This window comes from Pseudomonas proteolytica, from assembly GCF_007858275.1.
In the GTDB taxonomy this organism is placed as follows: Bacteria; Pseudomonadota; Gammaproteobacteria; order Pseudomonadales; family Pseudomonadaceae; genus Aquipseudomonas; species Aquipseudomonas proteolytica.
On sequence record NZ_VFEV01000032.1, the window covers coordinates 1 to 20,973 of the forward strand.

Sequence of the window (20,973 nt, forward strand, 5' to 3'; positions counted from 1 at the left end):
CTGGGCTGCGAAGCAGCCCCAAAAAGCCCGCCGCGTTTCTTCAGATAAACCGCGATGGCCGGATTTAGGGCTGCTTCGCAGCCCAGCGCGGGGCAAGCCCGCTCGCCACAACTGCGCTATCTGCCTGGATTTAGGCGGTGCGGCAAAGTTGTGTAGATACCGATGGCTATCGCAGGCAAGCCAGCTCCCATACAAGTCCCGCACCCACATTGGACTGGGTATTTCAAAGCTGGTTGAGGGGGATCTTCAGGTAGGTCACGCCATTGTCTTCCGGCGGCGGCATATTGCCCGCCCGCACATTCACCTGGATCGCCGGCAGCAACAGGGTCGGCATCCCAAGCCCGGCGTCGCGCTGGGTGCGCATCTGCACAAACGCCGCCTCGTCCACCCCGTCATGCACATGAATATTGCCCGCGCGCTGCTCGGCCACGGTGGTCAGGCATTTGGCCGCGCGGCCTTCAGGCGGATAGTCGTGGCACACATACAGGCGCGTCTCGCCGGGAAAGGCCAGCAACGTGCGCATCGAGGCATATAACTGGCGTGCATCGCCGCCGGGGAAGTCGCAGCGGGCGGTGCCGACGTCGGGCATGAACAGGGTGTCGCCCACCAGGATCATCTGGTCGTCGATCAGGTAGGCCATGTCCGCCGGGGTGTGCCCAGGCACGTGCAGGGCCTGGGCCTCGAGGTTGCCGATGTGGAAGATCTCGTCGGGAGCAAACAGATGGTCGAACTGCGACCCGTCGGCCCGGAACTCCGGCTCCAGGTTGAACAGATTCTTGAACACATCCTGGACTTTGCTGATGGACTGGCCAATTGCAATCTTGCCGCCCAATTGCCGGCGCAGGTAGGGCGCGGCGGACAGGTGATCGGCGTGGGCGTGGGTTTCCAGCAGCCATTGCACCTGCAGGCCTCGTTCACGGACGAAGGCAATCACTTTGTCGGCCTGGGCCGTGTCGGTACGCCCCGAGGCCGGGTCGTAGTTGAGCACTGAATCGACGATGGCGCAGGGGCTGGCGTCCGTTTCATAGACGACGTAGGTGTAGGTCGACGACGCCTCGTCCAGAAAGGATTGAATCAACGCGGGCATGACGGTTGTCCTGGGTAGCTGATAGCAGCTTACATTCAAGGTGATTTCCACATAGGCTTGCGAGCTTAAGTGAAACAAACGATCCGAGGCAAAGGATCGATTGTGAGTGGGACGTGACGCCATGCGGCAGCGACCCTTGTGTGCATTGTCGAAGAACAAAGGCCAAGACTATGAACGACCAACACTGGGGACCGACCATCAGTGGCGATATCGTGGTCATCGGCGGCGGCTCGGCGGGCATCGGCCTGCTGGCCAGCCTGCTCAAGCGCGACCCGCAGTTGAACCTCATCCTGATCGAACCCAGCGCCGACCATTACTACCAACCGGCCTGGACCCTGGTGGGCGGCGGCGCCCATGACATTCGCAAAACCATGCGCCCCATGGCCCGGGTGTTGCCCGATGGTGTGACCTGGGTGCAGGCGGCGGTCAGCCAGTTGCTGCCCGACGAACAGACCCTGGTGCTCGACAGTGGCCAGCGTGTGACCTGGAACAACCTGATCGTCTGCCCCGGCCTGCGTCTGGCCTGGGAGAAAATCGAAGGCCTGGAACAGACCCTGGGCCACCACGGTGTGACTTCCAACTATAGCTACCAGCACGCGCCCTACACCTGGCAACTGGTGCAGCAGCTCAAGGGCGGCAAGGCGATCTTTACCCAACCGGCCATGCCGATCAAATGCGCCGGTGCGCCGCAAAAAGCCATGTACCTGTCTTGCGACCACTGGCTCAAGCAGGGGGCCCTGAACACTATCGATGTTGAATTCAACCTGGCCGGTGCCGCGTTGTTCGGCGTGGCGACCTTTGTCCCGCCGTTGATGAACTACGTCGAGAAATATGGCGCACGGTTGGCCTTCAATTCCAACCTGATCAAGGTTGATGGCCCGGCGCGCAAGGCCTGGTTCGAGGTCAAGGACGCCGAGGGCAATCTCAGCATCGAAGAAAAGTCCTTCGACATGCTGCACGTCGTGCCGCCACAGGTGGCGCCGGACTTTATCCGCCACAGCCCACTGGCCGACGCCGCCGGCTGGTGCGAAGTCGACCCCCACAGCCTGCAACAGGTGCGTTACCCCCATATCTTCGCCCTGGGCGATGTGTGCTCCACCAGCAATGCCAAGACGGCCGCCGCCGTACGCAAGCAAATCGTGGTGGTGGCCGAGAACCTGCTGGCCTTGCGCAAACAGGCGCCGTTGCCGCTCAAGTACGACGGTTACGGCTCCTGCCCGCTGACGGTGGAGAAGGGCAAGGTGGTGCTGGCCGAGTTTGGTTATGGCGGCCGCCTGTTGCCGACCTTTGCCCTCGACCCTACCGTGGCGCGGCGTTCGGCGTGGTTCTTGAAGGCCACAGTGCTGCCGTGGTTCTACTGGAACGGCATGCTCAAGGGTCGCGAATGGCTGACCCGCCTGGCCAAGGTGGAGTGAGAGAACCCTATGCTGCTGGCAAGTTTTTTTGGCGTGATGATGGGTTTGGTGATGGGGCTGACCGGCGCCGGGGGCGGGATTCTCGGGGTGCCGGCGTTGGTGCTGGGGCTGGGCTTGACCATGACCGAAGCGGCGCCGGTGTCGTTGTTTGCGGTCGGTGCGGCCGCGGCAGTCGGTGCGCTTGACGGCCTGCGCCATGGCCTGGTGCGTTACCGCGCGGCGCTGTTGATCGCATTGCTGGGCGCGCTGTTCTCGCCGCTGGGGGTGTTCTTCGCCCATCAGCTGCCGGACAAGATCCTGATGGGCCTGTTCAGCGCGCTGATGGTGCTGGTGGCCTGGCGCATGCTGCGGCGCGAGAAGGTCGAGGCCGGCCCCAGCGACCATGGCGCAGCCTCCTGGGGGCAAAAGAACTGCATGCTTGATCAACAGACCGGGCGCTTTTCCTGGACCGCCAAATGCACCGCGACCCTGGCGGCATTGGGTGCGGTGACGGGGGCGGTATCGGGCCTGCTCGGCGTGGGTGGCGGCTTTCTGATTGTGCCGGCGTTCAAGCAACTGACCGATGTGCAGATGCGCGGGATTGTCGCTACGTCGTTGATGGTGATCAGCCTGATCTCGCTGATCGGCGTGGTCGGCGCGTTCCATGCCGGGGTAGTGATCGACACCATGGGCTGGGTGTTTATTGCTGCCAGCATCGTCGGCATGCTCGCTGGCCGCCGCCTGGGTTCGCGGGTCCCGGCGCGGGCCTTGCAGATCGGCTTTGCCAGCCTGTGTGTGGTGGTAGCCGGCGGGATGCTGTTCAACGCCCTCTAACCTGCACACCACCCAACCTGTAGGAGCGAGCTTGCTCGCGAAGGTCGTTAACGATCACGCGGGGCATAGGTATCTACACAACTATCTTCTTGGTGTGTGTACATATCCGTTGCTGCGGTCACGGCCACTTAGGGTTCCGCCCTGACGGCGGGTCACTTTGGAAAAGCCCCAAAGTAACCAAAAGGCTCATGCCCCACCACTCGGTGCCTCGCCTAGGCTCGGCATGCCCGCAGTCAGGCATTGCTCCGTGGGCCCGCCGCGATCGGCCATCCATGGCCGTGTCGCGGCTACCCCGGCATCCATGCCGGGGTGCCCACTGCGCAATACCTGCCTGCGGCCATCGTGGTTTGACGGGGCGCCTGAGATCAAAAGCCAGATCAAAAACAGAGCAACAGCAACAGCAACAGCAACAGCAACAGCAACAGCAACAGCAACAGCACCGCCAGAGCGCGCAGCTGCATTCCCCTGTGGGAGCTGGCTTGCCTGCGATTACGCCAGCAAGAACACCTCGGGGTCTCAGATACCCAACGTCATCGTTAACGACCTTCGCCAGCAAGCTCGCTCCTACCGGCGTAAGCCTTAAGTGGCGGGCCCTCGCTGCCGTCCAAAGCACCGCGCATCCCCCTCCAAGGCAGCGTTTAACCGCGCAGCCGGCCTTTCGATAATCGCCTCCGACACCCAGACCCCCCGTCGCGGAGCGCGCCATGCATAACAATAAGAACTTCCCCCGTCGTCTGTTGCCAGCCTTTATCGCCAGCCTCGGCTTGAGCTCGCTGGCCCAGGCCGAGATCGTGCTGTACGACAAGGACCAGACCACATTCTCCACCGATGGCTATATCAACGCCTTCTACGTCAACAGCGATGTGGATCGGGCCGGTGAGCAATACGACCGGCGCCAGTCGCGGGTGAAGATGGGCTTTTTGCCCAACTACCTGGGCTTCAACATGGGCAAGCAGGTCGATGACCTCAAGCTCGGCGCCCGTGCCTCGTTCTGGGTGACCATCAACGACAGCGAAACCAACGGCACCGACACCGCCATCGACGTCCGTCAGTTCTACGGCACCGTGGCCAACCCCGAGTGGGGCGAAGTGCTGATCGGCAAGGACTTCGGCCTGTTCGCCCGCTCCAATATCCTGCTCGACGAGCTCCTCGCCGGTTACGGCCAGGTCAGCGACAGCCTGGGCTTGGTGGACGGCGGTGGTGTGTCGTTCGGCAATATCGGCAGCGGCTACCCGTACCCGTTCCCCACCTCGCAAATCACCTACCGCACCCCGGTGATGGAAGGCCTGCGGGTGGCCGTGGGCATCATGGACCCGGTCGACACCAACGACAGCAGCTCCCTGGGCAAGGCCTACCAGAAGAACCCGCGCACCGAGAGCGAGATCACCTACCAGTTCGACGTGGGCGGGGCGAAGATCTACAGCTGGCTCAATGGCAGCTACCAGACGTCGGACAACACCGACTCCACCGTCGAATCGGTGACCTCCAAGGGCCTGGGCTACGGCGTGCAGGCGAAGATGGGCGGCTTGTCGCTCACCGGTTCCGGCTTCCAGGCCAAGGGCATCAACCCGTTCTTCACCAACAACGCGGGTGAGGCCACGCTGCGTAATGTCGACAGCAACGGCTACCTGTTGCAGGGCTCCTACAAACTGGGCAAGAACCGTCTGGCGCTGTCCTACGGCAAGACCAAGGACGACGGCAACGGCGTGGTCGGCAGCGGCGCGGATTATGAAACCCGTGGCATTGCCCTGTTCCATGACATCAACGACAACCTGAAGCTGGTGGCCGAGTACAACCAGTTCGAGATCAGCGGCCACGACACCAGTGCGCAGAACGAAGACACCGATACCTTTGCCGTAGGTGCGGTGCTCACCTGGTAATGACCTGGAACGGGATCAAAATGTGGGAGCGGGCTTGCTCGCGAATGCGGTGGATCAGTCAAATAAATACTGAATGACACACCGCTTTCGCGAGCAAGCCCGCTCCCACATTTTTTGATCTCATTTCACATGGATTGCTCGCCAACCTGGCGTTCTCATCCCATCGAAGCCCCGACCCAGTACCCAAGTAGCATAGGTCGCCATCCCGCGCGTTCGTACACTTGAGCTTAAACGGCGGAGGTGACCATGCAACAGGTGCACAGCGAAGGCGTAGTCACAGCCATGTCCCAGGCCAGCGAGGCGTGGCAGGTGGCCGATGAGCTGGCCAGCCAGTTGTTGCACCCGTACCTGGGGTTTGTGCTGTTCTTCTGCTCGGCTACCTACGATCTGCAGGCCCTCGGCCAGGCCCTGCAACAGCGCTTTGGTGGCGTGCGCGTGGTGGGTTGCACCAGCGCCGGCGAGATCACGCCCCAGGGCTATGGGCGCAATTGCGTGACGGCGGTGGGGTTTGATCATGCGCACTTTTCCATCGCCACCGAATTGATCGACCAGGTTGAACACTTCAGCCTGATCGACGCCCAGCAAATGGTCGAGCGCCTGGTGGGCGGTTGTCGCAGCAACACCCTGGCGCCGATCAAGGGCAACAGCTTTGCCTTGACCCTGCTCGATGGCCTTTCCAGCCGTGAAGAAATGGTCCTCGCTGCCTTGAGCGCGGCGCTCGGCGATATCCCGCATTTTGGTGGCTCGGCCGGTGACGACAACCACCTGACCCACACCCACGTGTATTTCGACGGCGCCTTCCACAGTGGCGCTGCCGTCGTGGTGCTGGTCAATACCTGGCTGGATTTCGAGGTGTTTACCACCCACCACATCCTGCCCCGCGCGCAGAAACTGGTGGTGACGGGGGCCGACAGCACCTCGCGGCGGGTGTTTGAGCTCAATGCCGAACCTGCCGCCGAAGAATACGCGCGGCATATCGGCGTGGCGGTGGCGCAACTGGACCACCGGACTTTCGCCGCCCACCCGTTGGCCGTGCGCATCAACAACCAGTACTACGTGCGCGCAATCCAGCAGGTCCACGATGACTTGAGCCTGAGTTTCTACTGCGCAGTGGAAAACGGCATCGTCCTTACCGCCATGACCCCGGGCCCGATCCTGCCCAACCTGCAAACCCTGTTCGACGGCCTGCAGGCGCGTCTTGGCGACCTGTTGCTGACCATCGGCTGCGACTGTTTCCTGCGGCGCCTGGAACTGGAAGACCACGGCACCCTGGAGCCGATCGGCACCTTTTTGCGCGAGCAGCGGGTGATCGGGTTCAACACCTACGGAGAGCAGTTCAATGGCATGCACATCAACCAGACCTTTACCGGGGTCGCCATTGCCCGTGGTCGACCCCCTGGACAGCGCTGAACTGCGCGCGCAAATCAGCGCCCTGCAGCAGGACAATTACAAGCTGGCGCGGATCAACGCCGCGCTGATCGAGCGTGTCGAATCGGGCGCGACCCGTGGCAACGACCCCTATGCGGCGTTCCAGCATTCAGTGGTGCTGGCCGAGCAGGTGCGCGAACGTACCGATGCGTTGAACCAGGCCATGGCCGAACTCAAGGCCAGCAACCATCTACTGAGTGATGCACGACTGCGGGCAGAAACCGCGCACCAGCATTTGATCGATGCCATCGAGAGCATTTCCGATGCCTTCGTACTGTTCGACCAGCACCAACATATCGTGTTGTTCAACAGCCGTTTCCAGGGATTCTGGAGCAACAGCCCGGTGCAGATTGTCGCGGGCATGGGCCTGCGCGAGGTCAAGCGGCTGATGACGGTCAACGGCCTGTTCACCGAAGAAGCCCATGGGCACGCCGATGAGACGCTGTTTTATCGCCTGGATAACGGGCGCTGGCTGCAAGTCAGCGAACGGCCGACCCAGGACGGCGGGCGGGTGATTCTGTTTACCGATATCACCGACGTCAAACTGGCCGAGACCCTGCGCCGAGAACAAGCCGTCGCGCAGAAGTCCCAGGAGAGTGAACGCTGGATCCGGCTGATCACCGACCATGTGCCAGCGTTGATTGCCTACCTCAATGCCGATCTGGTCTACGAGTTCACTAATAAGGTGTACGAGCAATGGTATTGCTGGGCCCAGGGCGCGATGCTCGGCAAAAGCCTGCGCCAGGCCCACAGCGAGCAGCATTACCAACGCCTGGAGGCCTACGTGGCGCAGGCGTTGGCGGGGGAGAGCGTGACGTTTGAGTTCGCCGAAACCAACATCAATCACCAGGAGCGCTACATGCTGCGCTCCTATGTGCCCAACCGCCTGGCCAGTGGCGAGGTGGTGGGGATCTTTGTGCTGATCCGCGACATCACCGAGCGCCGGCGCACCGCCGAGGCCCTGCATCAGGCCTATCAGAACCTGGAATTGCGGGTGCGCGAGCGCACGGCGGAACTGACTTCGCTCAACGACCAACTGCTGCAGGAAATCGACGAGCGCCGCCGCGTGGAATCGCGCCTGCGTGAAGCCAAGCTGGAAGCCGAGCAGGCCAACCTGTCGAAAACCAAGTTTCTCGCGGCGGTCAGCCATGACCTGTTGCAACCGCTCAACGCCGCGCGCTTGTTTACCGGCGCCTTGCTGGAACGGCGCGACCCGGTGGCCAACGAGACCCTGGTGCGCAACGTCAGCAACTCCCTGGAGGATGTGGAAAACCTGCTGGGCACCCTGGTGGATATTTCCAAACTCGATGCGGGGGTGATCAAGGCCGATATCGCGCCGTTTGCCTTGAGCGAACTGCTGGACAACCTCGCCGCCGAATACACCCAAGTGGCGCGCAGCGAAGGCTTGCAGCTGCATTTCATTGGCTGCTCGGCCCTGGTGCGCAGCGATATCCAGTTGCTGGCGCGGATTCTGCGCAATCTGTTGAGCAATGCCATTCGTTACACCTACAGCGGGCGTGTGGTGCTGGGGTGTCGGCGTGAGCATCAGCGCTTGTCGATCCAGGTCTGGGACACCGGCATGGGCATCGCCGAGGAGCGGTTGGAGGAGATTTTCCAGGAGTTCAAGCGCGGCGATGTGCAACGCCCCGACCAGGATCGCGGGTTGGGCCTGGGCCTGGCGATTGTGGAGAAAATCGCCAGGATCCTCGGGCACCGGATCACCGTGCGCTCGTGGCCGGGCCGCGGTTCGATGTTCAGCGTGCAGGTGCCGCTGAGCAACAGCGCACCCAAGGCTTTGCCCAAGCCTGTGATGAGCGAGCCGATGCTGGAACGTTTACAGGGCGCACGGGTGTGGGTGCTGGATAACGACGCGGCGATCTGCGCCGGCATGCGCACCTTGCTTGAAGGCTGGGGCTGCCAGGTGGTGACGGCGTTGTCCGAGCAGGACCTGGCGCGGCAGGTGGACAACTACCATGCCCAGGCGGATCTGCTGATTGCCGACTATCACCTGGACGACGAGCGCAATGGCGTGGACGCGGTGGCCAGGATCAATGCGCGGCGGGCCAGCGCGATCCCGGCGATGATGATCACCGCCAACTACAGCAACGAGCTGAAACAGCAGATTCGCGAACTGGGGCACACCTTGATGCACAAGCCGGTACGGCCGATGAAACTCAAGACCGCCATGAGCCACCTCTTGGGCCGCCCCTGACACAGCCTCGATCAAAATGTGGGAGCGGGCTTGCTCGCGAAAGCGGTGGATCAGTCAAATAAATGCTGAATGACACACCGCTTTCGCGAGCAAGCCCGCTCCCACATAGACCTTTAGCGCCGCAGGTAGGAACCGAAGTCGATATCCCCGGCACTGAGGATCGCCTGCACCCGGTTATGCACATTCAACTTGCGCAGGATCGCCGACACGTGAGCCTTCACTGTCGTCTCGGCAATTTCCAGGGTGTAGGCAATCTGTTTGTTCGACTCGCCCTTGGTCATGCGCTCGAGTACCAGCAACTGCTTGCGGGTCAGGGCCTGGAGCAGTTCCGGGGCGAAGGCCGGGTTGTCGTGCATGCGCCGCTGGCCGGGGTTTTTCTGGGTGCGGATGATATCCGGCGGCAGGTACACGTTGCCATTGAGGATCTGCTGGATCGCCTCGGTCATCTGCGCCCGTGGCGAGGACTTGGTGATAAACCCTACAGCACCGTAGGTAATGGCCTGCAGCACGATCTGCTTGTCCTGCTCGGCCGAGACAATCACCACCGGAATCGTCGGCGCTTCGTTGCGCAAGTTGATCAGGCCATTGAGGCCGTGCATGCCGGGCATGTTCAGGTCCAGCAGGATCAGGTCGAGGTCGTCGTGCTCCTGGGTCAGGGCCAGGGCGCTGTCCAGGTCGGCGGTTTCCATCACTTCGCTACCGGCAAAACCGTCGCTGATGACGTTATGGATCGCTTCGCGAAACAGCGGGTGATCGTCGGCAATCAGAATTTTGTACATGGCCGTTCACCTTTTTATTGTGGTTGTTCAGGGGCAAGCTCAAAGGGCTCAGGGTGCGCCGCAGCGACGGGCAGCTTCGCTGCCTCCCACGCGTCCAGGCCATCGCGATACCAATACACAGCGCTATAACCCAAGGCTTTGGCCCGTTTTACCGCGTTCCAACTCAGCCAGCAATCGGAGCGGCAGTAGAACACCAACGGTTGCGCCAGGTTACCGTCGCTGTAGGTGTACAGGTGGCGGGCGAAGTAGCTTTGCCATTCGGGCGTCAGCTCGCCGTCGCCGGTATTGGCCAGCCAATGGCTGCCGGGCAGGTTGGCGTGGGGCTGGTCTTCGATGAACTGGCCGTGTAGCCATTGCCGGCGGTAAACGTCAATCAGCACCGGGCGCGGCTGTTGTGTCAGCAGCGCCTGCAACGCCTGGGTATCGACGATGGTCGCGCCCGGCAAGTGGTCTGGGGTAGGGCTGCGGTAGAGGTTGATGCGGTAGCCGTCGCGGGAAAACAACGCGCTTGGCGCCTCGGCAGCCGCCAACAGCGGGGTCAGCGACAGCACGGCAACCAGGGTCAGTCGGGCGGGCAGCATGGCAGGTACGATCCTTATAGTTATGCGCCCATTACATGCCAGTCGCGCTGCCTTGGGAATGCGACGATAGACAGCAAAACCAGTACCAAAGTAGTAAATCACCCGCCGCTTGGGGGCTCTAGCATGAACGCAACGCTCATCCCCAGGAGTTGTACGATCATGCGAATTCTCAAGGCGCTGCTCTTGCCGTTTTTGCTGATCCTCAGCCTGATCGGGGTCGACAAGCTCCACGGCCCGCGACCGTCGCCCATTCCTATGATGCAAGTGCATGCATCATGAATATCCTGCTGGTGGACAAGCACGCGGTGGTGCGCCTGGGGTACGCCAGCCTATTGCGCCCGCTGTTGCCGGGCGTCGAAGTCCGCGAGGCGGGCAGCGGTGAAGAGGCGCTGCTGCGGGTGCAGGAAGCCGTGCCCAACCTGGTGATCAGCGGTGTCGGCCTGCCAGGCATCAGCGGCCTGGAAACCACCCGCCGCCTGCGCCAGCGCCTGCCGCAATTGCGCGTGTTGTTTTTCAGCCAGCACGATGAGCTGCCCCTGGTACGCCAGGCCCTGGATACCGGGGCGTCGGGCTATATCACCAAGGGCGCGACGCCTGCGGTGATGACAGAATCGGTGCAACGCATCCTCGACGGCCACACCTATATCGAACAGGCCCTGGCCACCGAGCTGGCCTACCATCCGGGCGATCATCGGTTGCAGGGCATGACGGCGCGTGAGCTGGAGATTTTCCTGATGCTGGCCAAGGGCACACCCACCCGTTCGATCGCTGATCAGCTGAGTATCAGCAGCAAGACCGTGTCCAATCACTTGACGTTGCTCAAGAGCAAATTACAGGTGACCTCCCATGCCGAACTGGTGCACGTGGGGATTGATATGGGGCTGGTCAGGGCCGCGGGATGATCAATATTTGATCGGGGTTGATAGCGTTAGATTATGGCCTTAATGCTTTTGATGTTGGCGCTCAATTGAACGGGCCAAAATGGATCCAAAATATGAAAAAAACCTCGATTAAATGAGTTTTATCATCCCAAGGCGCTTACAAATTCAGCGTATCTATGCAGAATTGTCCTACAAGTAATGGCACCGTGCCATTTAGTGCTCAGGGACGACCTCAGTCATGAACCGCATTTTCAGTGTGATCTGGAATCACAGCCTTAACGCGTGGGTGGTTGCCAGCGAAAACGCCAGCCGACAGGGCAAGCGCGGTAGCGTTGGTGCGGTTCATGACGTGGAAGATAGCGAGCTGTGCGCCCCGTTGCGCACCTTGCAGTTTGCGATTGCGCTGATACTCGGCGGTGCCATCCTGGTGCCGGCCTCCGCGCTGGCATCTGGCTTGCCTACCGGTGGTCAGGTGGTGTTGGGCAATGGGCAAATTCTTACGCCCGACCAGCAGCAGATGGTCATCAACCAAACCACGCAAAAACTCGCCATCGACTGGCAGAGCTTCAACATCGGTGCCGACAAGAAGGTCACCTTCGTCCAGCCCGGTAAGGACTCCGTGGCCCTGAACCGCGTGATCGGCAGTGATGGCTCGAAGATCATGGGCCAACTGAACGCCAATGGGCAGGTGTTCCTGGTCAACCCCAATGGCGTGCTATTCGGCAAAGGCTCGTCGGTGGATGTCGGTGGCCTGGTGGCCTCGACCCTGGATATAACCAACAGCGACTTTGCCGCCGGCAACTATAAGTTCCAGGGCAAAGGCAGTGCCGACAATGCCAGTGTGGTCAACCAGGGCACGCTCAAGGCTGGCGACGGCGGCGCGGTGGCGCTGCTGGGCGGGACCGTGAGCAACCAGGGGGTGATCGCCGCCAAGCTGGGCAGCGTGGCTCTGGCCGCCGGCAATAAGGTGACATTGGACTTTGCCGGCGACGGCCTGCTCAACGTACAGGTGGATGAAGCCACCAAGAATGCCCTGGTGGAAAACCGCCAATTGATCCAGGCCGACGGCGGCCAGGTGATCATGACCGCCAAGGCCAGCGACGCCTTGCTGCAAACCGTGGTCAACAACACCGGGGTGATCGAAGCCCATACCCTGGGCGAGAAGGGCGGCAAGATCGTCCTGCTCGGCGGTTTTGACGGTGGCACGGTGCAAGTGGCCGGTACCCTGGATGCCTCGGCACCGAGCGGCGGCAATGGTGGGTTTATCGAGACCTCCGGTGCCCACGTCAAGGTGGCCGACAGCGCACAAATCACCACGGCAGCGGCCAAGGGCAAGACCGGCAACTGGCTGATCGACCCGACTGACTACACCATCGCCGCGACCGGTGGCGACATCACCGGGGCCGCTGTCAGCGACCGGTTGAAAACCACCAATATGACCGTTGCGACCGTCGCCACCGGTTCCGGCGCGGGCAATATCAACGTCAACGACACTGTGGTCTGGAACGCCAACACCCTGACCCTGACCGCCCACAACAACGTCAATATCAACAAGGAAATGTTCGGCTCCGGCAGCGCCAAACTGGCCGTGGAATATGGCCAGGGTGCAGTCGCAGCGGGCAGTACCAGCAGCATCAATATCAAGGCCCCGGTCAACCTGGCGGCAGGGCAGAATTTCAGCACCAGGCAAGGCAGCGACGGCACGCGTGTGGACTACACCGTGATCACCAGCCTCGGTGCGATGGGCAGCGTCACTGGCCTGGACCTGCAAGGGATCAATGGCGCGTTGAGCGGCAACTTTGTGCTGGGTAGCAATATCAACGCCGCAGCCACGGCTACCTGGAACGGCGGTAAGGGCTTCGATTCCCTGGGCACGGTCGCAGGCGGCGAGTTTACCGGCACGTTTGATGGGCTGGGCCACAGCATCAGTAACCTGAGCATGAATCGCACCACCACCGATGCCGGCTTGTTCGGCGCTGTGAGTGCCACCGGCGCGGTGCGCAATGTGGGGTTGACCAATGTGTCGATCGCGTTGACGGGCACGCTGGTCGACGTCTTCCCGTCGATCTACGCCGTCGGCGCCTTGGTGGGTTACAACCGTGGGTGGGTCGACAACAGCTACGCCAGCGGTGCGGTCACCGGCACCGACTATGTACAACTGGGCGGCCTGGTGGGCACCAACACCGGTATCGTCAGCAACAGCCATACCGCAGGCACCGTGACGTCCACCAACTACGCCGGCGCGGCGGGGCTGGTCTCGTTGAACACCGACACGGGTATTGTGCGCAACAGCTATTCCACGGCGAATGTGATCGGTTTGCGCGGGGCGGGGCTTGGCGGCCTGGTGGTGCGCAACGAGGGGCGCATCGAAAACAGCAGTGCGACGGGGAATGTCACCAGTACGACTAACGCGCAGTACAACGGTGGTCTGGTTTCGGCCAATCGGGCGACGGGGGTCATCACCAACAGTTACGCCACGGGTAACGTTACCGGTGGCGGCACGGCGGGTGGGCTGGTGGGTAACAACTTCTTGGGCGGGCAGATCACCAACAGCTACGCCACCGGCAATGTGGGTATCAACGGGGTCGGCAGCGGCGCGTACAACGGTGGCTTGGTTGGCGCCAATCGGGGCAGTTTGAGCAACGTCTACAGTACCGGCTCGGTAACCGGCGCCCTCACCAATACGGCCAACAATGGTGGGCTGGTGGGGCTCAATGCCGGAGGCACCATCGTCAATGCCTATTCGGTGGGCAAGGTCACCGGTTCCGCTTCGGGCGGCCTGATTGGCCGGCACAGCGGTGGTTCGGTCACCAGCGGCTACTACAACATGACTGTCAACCCAGGGCTTTCAGGCTGGGGTAACGACGTCAGTACCGGTGATGTAGGTACCGGTGCCGCAGTGGGCTTGAGTTCCGCGCAAATGAAGCAGACCTCCAGCTTCCAGGGCTTTAACTTCAGCGCTTCACCCGGCGCAACAGGCAATGCCTGGGTGATGGTCAATGCTGATAGCAGCGGCATCAACAACGGCAGCAGTGGCACGCTGCCGATGCTGGCCAGCGAGTATTCCACGACCATCACCAACGCCCACCAACTGCAGTTGGTGGCCATGGACCGCAACGCCACATACACCCTGGGTCGCGATATCGTCGCCGGGGCCACGGCGGGAACGACTGATGTGTGGAATGGCACTTTTGTGCAACTGGGCGAGGCCAATCGAGGGATAAATTTCACGGGCAGCCTTGACGGCCAAGGGCACGTGATCAAAAACCTGAAGATTGACCGCGGCAATCAGCAATATAACGGGCTGTTTGGTGCGATCTCCGAGACGGGACGCGTCAGTAACCTGGGGCTTGACGGTGGCAGTATCAGCGGCGCGGCTTACACCGGTTCCATTGTCGGTTACAGCCTCGGGACGCTGACGGGCACTTTCTCCAGTGCGACGGTGACAGCTGAGGTCTATGCCGGTGGCTTGGTTGGGCAGCAAGGAGGGGGCAGTATTTCCAACTCCTATTTCAGCGGCTCTGTGACGGCAACGGCTGACTTGGCTGGCGGTTTGGTTGGGCAACTGGACGGCGGCAGCTTATCGAACAACTTCGTCAGTGGCCGGGTGACGGCTAGCTCGGGAAATGGGTTCGCTGGTGGGATCATGGGTTCCAATTTCGGTAATACCGTGTCTTCCGGCAATTTCTGGGACACCAACGCGACGGGGCAGCTTTATGCCGAGGGCGAGTGGATGGTGTTGCCGACTCAATCCGGTGGACTGACCACAACACAAATCCAGACCCTATCCACCTTTTCCAACGCCGGCTGGGACCTGGACAAGACCTGGGTGGTTTACAACGGTGGTTCTGGCCCGCTGCTGCGCAGCTTCATGACCCAGTTGAACGTGGTGGCTGGCGACGTCACGAAAACCTACGACGGCACTGCCTTCGGCGGCGCCTATACGCCAAACCTTGACGCCGACAGTCGACTGACCGGCTCACTGGTGTTGGGCGGCACTGGCGTCGGTGCGATCAATGCTGGCGACTACAGCCTGAAATTGAGCGGACTTGCCTCGACAGGTGGGCAGTTCGGCTATTCGATCAACTACATCGACGGCACCTTGTCGGTGAACAAGGCCACCCTGAGCACGGCTGGCACCACGGTCAACAACAAAGTGTATGACGGCACCACTGTCGCCACCCTGGGCGGTCATACGCTGTTCGGGCTGGTTGCCGCAGACATCGACAAGGTGACGTTGAGCGCTGCCTTTACCAGCAAAGACGCCGGCACTGGCATCCAGGTTGACCTGGGCCTGGGCGGCATCGCGGCAGGCAACTACAGACTCGATACCAGCAGCCCGCTGAGCGCCAATATTACCCCCAGAGCCTTGAGCATCACTGGCCTGACGGCCGACAGCAAGGTCTATGACGGCACGACCTCCGTCAGTCTCCAGCCGTTTGCTCATCTCAGTGGCCTGGTGGTTGGCGAATCAGTGAGCATGACCTTGAGCGGTCAATTCGCCGACGCCAATGCCGCCAACGGGAAAAACGTGCAGATTAACGTGGCCCTGGGCGACGCCGGCGGCCTTGCCCGCAACTACAACATAAACCCTCTGGACATCAGCCCGGTGCTTGCCAACATCACCCAGAAGGTCCTGACCATCAGCGGCCTGACGGCGAACAAGATCTACGATGGCAGCGCTTCGGTGGCCTTGAGCGGTGGCACCCTCAATGGCCTGGTGGGCACGCAGACCCTGGGGTTTGACGCTATCGGCAACTTTGCGGACAAACATGCGGGTGTCGGCAAGGCCGTGACGGTTGCCGGTGTGACCTTGAGTAACGGCTCGGGGCTTGCGCAAAATTACACGGTCAGCCAGCCGGGCGCTCTGAGCGGTGACATTTTCAAGGCAGTCATCAGTGGCATCAGCGGCTTGACTGCACTCAGCAAGGTCTACAACGGCAATACCGACGCAGCCCTCAGCTCCCTAGGTGCGACGATCAACGGAAAAGTCAGCGGGGATGACGTGGTATTGGCCAGCGCCGCCAGCGAGTTCACCAACAAGAATGCCGGCAATGACAAGACGGTCCTGATCAGCAATATCACCCTGTCAGGCAGCGACCTGGGCAACTACACCTTCGTCAACAACACGGCCACGGCCACGGCCAGTATTACGCCCAAGGCCCTGGCCATCATCGGCATGAGCGTTGTCGACAAAGTCTATGACGGTCGCCTCTCGGCCACGCTGAGCGGCGGTTCGCTGAGTGGTTTGGTTGGGAATGAAACCCTCGGGGTGACAGGTCTTACCGCCACCTTTGCGGACAAAAACGTCGGCATCGACAAGGTCGTGACGGCCAGCGGTACAACCCTGGTCAATGGTGGCAACGGCGGCCTGGCCAGTAACTACAGCCTTGCCAATCCAACGGGATGGACTGCCGATATCACCGCCAAGACCCTGACCGTTTCCGGGATCACCGCCAATAGCAAGATTTACGACGGCACCACGGCGGCCACTTTATCCGGTGGCGTGCTCAGCGGTTTGGTCAGCGGTGAAACCTTGAGCCTCAGCACATTGGCCGGGGTGTTCCTGGACGCCAACGTCGGTAATGCCAAAACGGTCACCGTCAGCGGTGGCGGCTTGGCCGATGGTACCGGCTTGGCCAGTAACTACATCCTGCGCAGCCCCACGGGCTTGAGCGCTAATATCAGCGCCAAGGCCCTGACCATCACCGGCCTGACTGCCAACGGCAAGGTATATGACGGCAACAACCTCGCCAGCCTCAGCGGTGGTGCGTTGGATGGTTTGGTGGGCAGCGAAACCCTCGGCGTCACCGGCCTCAGCGCGACATTCAGTGATAAAAACGCCGGCACCGGCAAGACCGTGACCGCCAGCGGCGCCACCCTGGTCAATGGCGGTAACGGCGGCCTGGCGAGCAACTACAGCATCAGCAATCCCATGGGCTTGAGTGCCGATATCAGCGCCAAGGCCCTGACCATCAGCGGCATGCACGCCAACGGCAAGGTGTATGACGGCAACAACCTCGCCAGCCTCAGCGGTGGTGCGTTGGATGGTCTGGTGGGCAGCGAAACCCTCGGCGTCACCGGCCTTAGCGCTACGTTCAGCGATAAAAACGCTGGCACCGGCAAGACCGTAACCGCCAGCGGCGCCACCCTGGTCAATGGCAGCAACGGCGGCCTGGCGAGCAACTACAGCATTAGCAACCCCATGGGCCTGAGCGCCGACATCAGTGCCAAGGCCCTGACGCTCACTGGCGTGACAGCGGGCGGCAAGGTCTATGACGGCACTAACGCGGCGACCCTCAGCGGTGGTGTCCTGAATGGCCTGGTGGGCTCCGAGAGCCTTGGCGTGACAGGTCTTGGTGCAACGTTCGACGATAAAAACGCGGGGATCGGCAAGACCGTAACCGCCAGCGGCGCCACCCTGGTCAATGGCAGCAACGGCGGCCTGGCGAGCAACTACAGCCTTAGCAATCCTGTGGGCCTGAGCGCCGATATCAGCGCCAAGGCCCTGACCATCAGCGGCATGCAGGCCAACGGCAAAGTTTATGACGGCAACAACCTCGCCAGCCTCAGCGGTGGCGCGTTGGATGGTCTGGTGGGCGGCGAAACCCTCGGCGTCACCGGCCTCAGCGCTACGTTCAGCGATAAAAACGCCGGCACCGGCAAGACCGTGACCGCCAGCGGCGCCACCCTGGTCAATGGCAGCAACGGCGGCCTGGCGAGCAACTACAGCATCAGCAACCCCACTGGCCTGAGCGCCGATATCAGCGCCAAAACCCTGAACGTCACCGGCATCACCGCGGGCAACAAGGTCTACGACGCCGCTACTGGCGCGGTGCTGAACCTGGCGGGTGCCGGTTTCAACGGCTTGGTGAGCGGTGACGATGTGTCTGTGCTCTCGGCCACCGGTAATTTCAGCGACAAAAATGCGGCCACCGGCAAAGCCGTGAATATCAGCGATATCACACTGGCCGGTGTGGACCTGGGCAACTATCAGGTCAGCCGCACGGCAGCCACTACGGCCGATATCACCAAGGCGGTGCTGAACGTCACCGTGGGCGATACGAGGGTCGCGCAAGGCCAAACCCCCGTGTTCGATGTGGCCTATGACGGGCTGCTCGGCACTGACAGCGTGGCTTCAGACCTGAGCGGCAGCCTGCTGTTCAGCGCACCTTCGAGTGCCAGCGCCGGTGAGTATCAGGTCAGTGCTTCGGGCCTGTCTGCCACCAACTACCAGATCGCTTACATCGATGGCCTGCTGACGGTGGATGCACCGCCGTTGGCGCCGCTGCAAACCGTGGTCGAAGTCGTCGAGCCATTGCGCAATCTGCCCAAGCCGACACAGGCCCCGGTACCCAGCGGGCTGCAACTGCCCAATGACCTCTATACCCTCGTTGACCAAGGCTTGCGCCTTCCAGAAGGACTCTGATTCATGCGTCTGCGTTTAAACCCGATTGCGCTTGCCTTGCTCACCGCGACAGGTGGGATGGCCCACGCTGAAATCGCCCCGGATGCCGGGCAGTCGATGCGTGAAATCCAGAGCCAGCCACTGAGCCTGCCGCCCAAACAGACCCTGGAGCTGAACCTGCCAGCGGCGCCGGACACCACGGCGAAAGTCACCGGGCCGACCTTGCAGGTCAATGGCTTTACGATTACCGGCAACACGGTGATTGCCGACGATCAATTGCTGGCGCTGCTGGTCGACCTGCAAAACCGTGTGGTCAGCCTCGGTGAATTGCAGGCCGGTGCAGCGCGTATCACTGCGTTGTATCGCCAGCAGGGCTACCCGCTGGCCCGTGCGTATTTACCGGCGCAGGAAATCGACAAGGGCGTGGTGAGCATCAGCGTGCTGGAAGGGCAGTACGGCCAGGTCAGGATCAACAACCAATCCCGTGTGCGCGATGGCGTGCTGCAGGCGCCGCTGTCGGCACTGGACCCGGGTGATGCCGTACGTGCTGCGCCGCTGGAGCGCGGTTTGCTGTTGCTGCAGCAGACCCCTGGCGTGGCCGTCCAATCCACCCTGCAACCCGGCGCGGTGGTGGGCGCCACGGACCTGGTGGTGGATGTCAAGGATGCGCCGCTGGTCTCTGGCCAGGTGGACCTGGACAACTACGGCAACCGGTTCACCGGCGAGTATCGCCTGGGCGGGACATTGAACCTGGCCAGCCCCTTGGGCCTGGGTGATCAGGCCAGCGTGCGGGTGATGGGCAGCGACGAGGACCAGCACTACTACCGCGCGGCTTATCAACTGCCGGTCGGCCCGTGGTCGACCCAGGTGGGCGTGGCCTATTCGGACATGGACTACCAACTGGCCAAGGACTTCGACGAACTGGATGCCAAGGGCAATGCGCGGATTGCCAGCGTGTTCGTCCAGCAGCCGCTGATTCGCAGCCGCGCCTTCAGCCTGAATGCGCAGCTGCAATACGACCACAAACACCTGCGCGACGACATCGACCTCTACGATTCAAGCAGCAAGAAACAGGCGCGGGTAGTGACTGCCAGCGTGGACGGGAATCTGCGCGACAACCTGCTGGGCGGAGGCGTCAGTGCGTTCTCCCTGGCCTGGAGCGAAGGCAGCCTGAACCTGGACGGCGCCTTCGACAAACTGTTCGATGGCTTGACCGCAAAAACCGCCGGGCGCTTCCAGAAGATCAACCCCAGCGTGGTGCGCCTGCAACGCTTGAGTGAGCGTTTTAGCCTGTATGGGCAGGTGCAGGGCCAGTGGGCGGACGGCAACCTCGACTCATCGGAGAAGATCAGCCTGGGCGGCGCCTATGGCGTGCGGGCCTATCCCCAGGGCGAGGCATCGGGTGACCAGGGGTATGTGGCCAATCTGGAACTGCGCTATGCGTTGACTGAACAGTGGAACCTGCTGACCTTTGTCGATCACGGTTCGGTGCGCTTGAACAAAGACACATGGTCGGACGGGGAAAACCACCGCAGCCTCTCGGCGACCGGCGTGGGCGCCAACTGGAGTGCTTCGGGCTGGCGCCTGAGTACTGTTGCGGCCTGGCGGGTCGGCAATGCGGACCCGCAAAGTGACGTATCGCGCACGCCACGGGTGTGGGCACAGGTGAGTAAAGCCTTCTAGGCCAAAGCCTCGGCGAACACAGGATAAATCGCCCCCTGCAGGAGCCGGCTTGCCGGCGATGGCGGCCGAATTGGCTGCGCAGGGCTCAAGGCCCTCATCGCCGGCAGGAGTTAGCGGTCCCAGGTGGTGGGGCAGTCCTTGCAGCCTTCCATATTGGCATCCTGGAAATTGGCATAGTGCTGACGGGTGCCGGTGAGGGTGGCCTGTTCCAGGTTGCTTTCACCGAACTTGGCTTCTTGCAGGTTGGCATCGCTGAGGTCGGCACCTTGCAGGTCAGCCTTGCTCAGCCAAGTCATTTCCAGGTCCGCCGCACGCAGGTTGGCTTTGTGCAGTTTGGCCCCGGACAATCGCGCAAATTGCAGGTAGGCGGCGCTGAGGTTGGCGTTTTCAAATTGCGCGCCCTGGGCAAACATGCCCCAGCCTTGTACGGCCATCAGCGTCGCGCCGGTGAAGTCGGCCAGGCGCAGGTTGGCTTGTTGCAGGCTGGCGCGGGTCAGGTTGGCGCCTTGCAGTTGGGCTTTTTCCAGGTTGGCCAGGTCGAGGTTGGCGTGGCGCAGGTCGGCCTCGCGCAGGTCGGCGCCGGCCAGGTTCATTTTGCTCAAGTCCTGGTTACGCAGGTTGGCGCCCTTGAGGCTGGCGCCGGGGCATTGGCTGTGGGGGGCGATGGTGCAGCCGTTGATGACCAGGGGTTGGTCGTCGCCGTCGTCGGCGTGGGCGATGGGTAAAGCCAGGAGTAGCACGAGGGGTAGGTAGTTCATGGCAAGACCTTGAGGGAAGGGGCTTTGGGTGGAGGGGCCGCTGCGCGG

Annotated in this window: 12 protein-coding genes; 8 read left to right on the plus strand and 4 right to left on the minus strand. The window is 61.9% G+C overall.

Going from position 1 to position 20,973, the window contains the following annotated elements; all coding sequences use genetic code 11:
- Positions 1-223: 223 nt before the first annotated feature.
- Entirely contained in the window at positions 224-1,087 is an 864-nt protein-coding gene (locus tag FIV38_RS21000; RefSeq protein ID WP_092238978.1) for an MBL fold metallo-hydrolase, read from the minus strand.
- A 170-nt stretch (positions 1,088-1,257) separates the two neighbouring features.
- Between FIV38_RS21000 and FIV38_RS21005 the strand changes: the two genes are divergently transcribed.
- The 5 genes from FIV38_RS21005 to FIV38_RS21025 all read left to right on the plus strand — a co-directional run bounded on the left by FIV38_RS21005 (position 1,258) and on the right by FIV38_RS21025 (position 8,835).
- A complete protein-coding gene (locus FIV38_RS21005) occupies positions 1,258-2,502 on the plus strand; it encodes an NAD(P)/FAD-dependent oxidoreductase (protein WP_092238980.1) in 1,245 nt (414 codons plus the stop codon).
- 9 nt (positions 2,503-2,511) lie between these two features.
- A complete protein-coding gene (locus FIV38_RS21010; RefSeq protein ID WP_029296519.1) occupies positions 2,512-3,315 on the plus strand; it encodes a sulfite exporter TauE/SafE family protein in 804 nt (267 codons plus the stop codon).
- 704 nt (positions 3,316-4,019) lie between these two features.
- Positions 4,020-5,195 carry a porin gene (locus FIV38_RS21015; protein ID WP_092238982.1) on the plus strand — a complete coding sequence of 392 codons (1,176 nt, stop codon included), beginning with the start codon at positions 4,020-4,022 and terminating at the stop codon, positions 5,193-5,195.
- A 246-nt stretch (positions 5,196-5,441) separates the two neighbouring features.
- Positions 5,442-6,605, plus strand: coding sequence for a nitric oxide-sensing protein NosP (gene nosP, locus FIV38_RS21020; RefSeq protein ID WP_092238984.1), 1,164 nt, complete (start codon positions 5,442-5,444; stop codon positions 6,603-6,605).
- Entirely contained in the window at positions 6,574-8,835 is a 2,262-nt protein-coding gene (locus tag FIV38_RS21025) for a hybrid sensor histidine kinase/response regulator (RefSeq protein ID WP_235861156.1), read from the plus strand. Before nosP ends, FIV38_RS21025 begins: the two co-directional genes overlap by 32 nt.
- Before the next feature lie 113 nt (positions 8,836-8,948).
- On the opposite strand, the gene FIV38_RS21035 is transcribed toward FIV38_RS21025, so the two are convergent.
- On the minus strand, positions 8,949-9,614 hold the full coding sequence (locus FIV38_RS21035; RefSeq protein WP_029296512.1) for a response regulator transcription factor: 666 nt from the start codon (positions 9,612-9,614) through the stop codon (positions 8,949-8,951).
- Positions 9,615-9,628: 14 nt separating this feature from the next.
- On the minus strand, positions 9,629-10,195 hold the full coding sequence (locus tag FIV38_RS21040; RefSeq protein ID WP_092238988.1) for a PQQ-dependent catabolism-associated CXXCW motif protein: 567 nt from the start codon (positions 10,193-10,195) through the stop codon (positions 9,629-9,631).
- A 275-nt stretch (positions 10,196-10,470) separates the two neighbouring features.
- On the opposite strand from FIV38_RS21040, the gene FIV38_RS21045 reads away from it, so the two are divergent.
- The 3 genes from FIV38_RS21045 to FIV38_RS21055 all read left to right on the plus strand — a co-directional run bounded on the left by FIV38_RS21045 (position 10,471) and on the right by FIV38_RS21055 (position 20,167).
- Positions 10,471-11,097, plus strand: coding sequence for a response regulator (locus FIV38_RS21045; RefSeq protein WP_092238991.1), 627 nt, complete (start codon positions 10,471-10,473; stop codon positions 11,095-11,097).
- A 217-nt stretch (positions 11,098-11,314) separates the two neighbouring features.
- Positions 11,315-18,505 carry a YDG domain-containing protein gene (locus FIV38_RS21050; RefSeq protein ID WP_146492575.1) on the plus strand — a complete coding sequence of 2,397 codons (7,191 nt, stop codon included), beginning with the start codon at positions 11,315-11,317 and terminating at the stop codon, positions 18,503-18,505.
- A 3-nt stretch (positions 18,506-18,508) separates the two neighbouring features.
- On the plus strand, positions 18,509-20,167 hold the full coding sequence (locus FIV38_RS21055; protein WP_029298469.1) for a ShlB/FhaC/HecB family hemolysin secretion/activation protein: 1,659 nt from the start codon (positions 18,509-18,511) through the stop codon (positions 20,165-20,167).
- 110 nt (positions 20,168-20,277) lie between these two features.
- Here FIV38_RS21055 and FIV38_RS21060 read toward each other — a convergent pair whose 3' ends face one another.
- On the minus strand, positions 20,278-20,925 hold the full coding sequence (locus tag FIV38_RS21060) for a pentapeptide repeat-containing protein (RefSeq protein WP_092238995.1): 648 nt from the start codon (positions 20,923-20,925) through the stop codon (positions 20,278-20,280).
- Positions 20,926-20,973 lie beyond the last annotated feature (48 nt).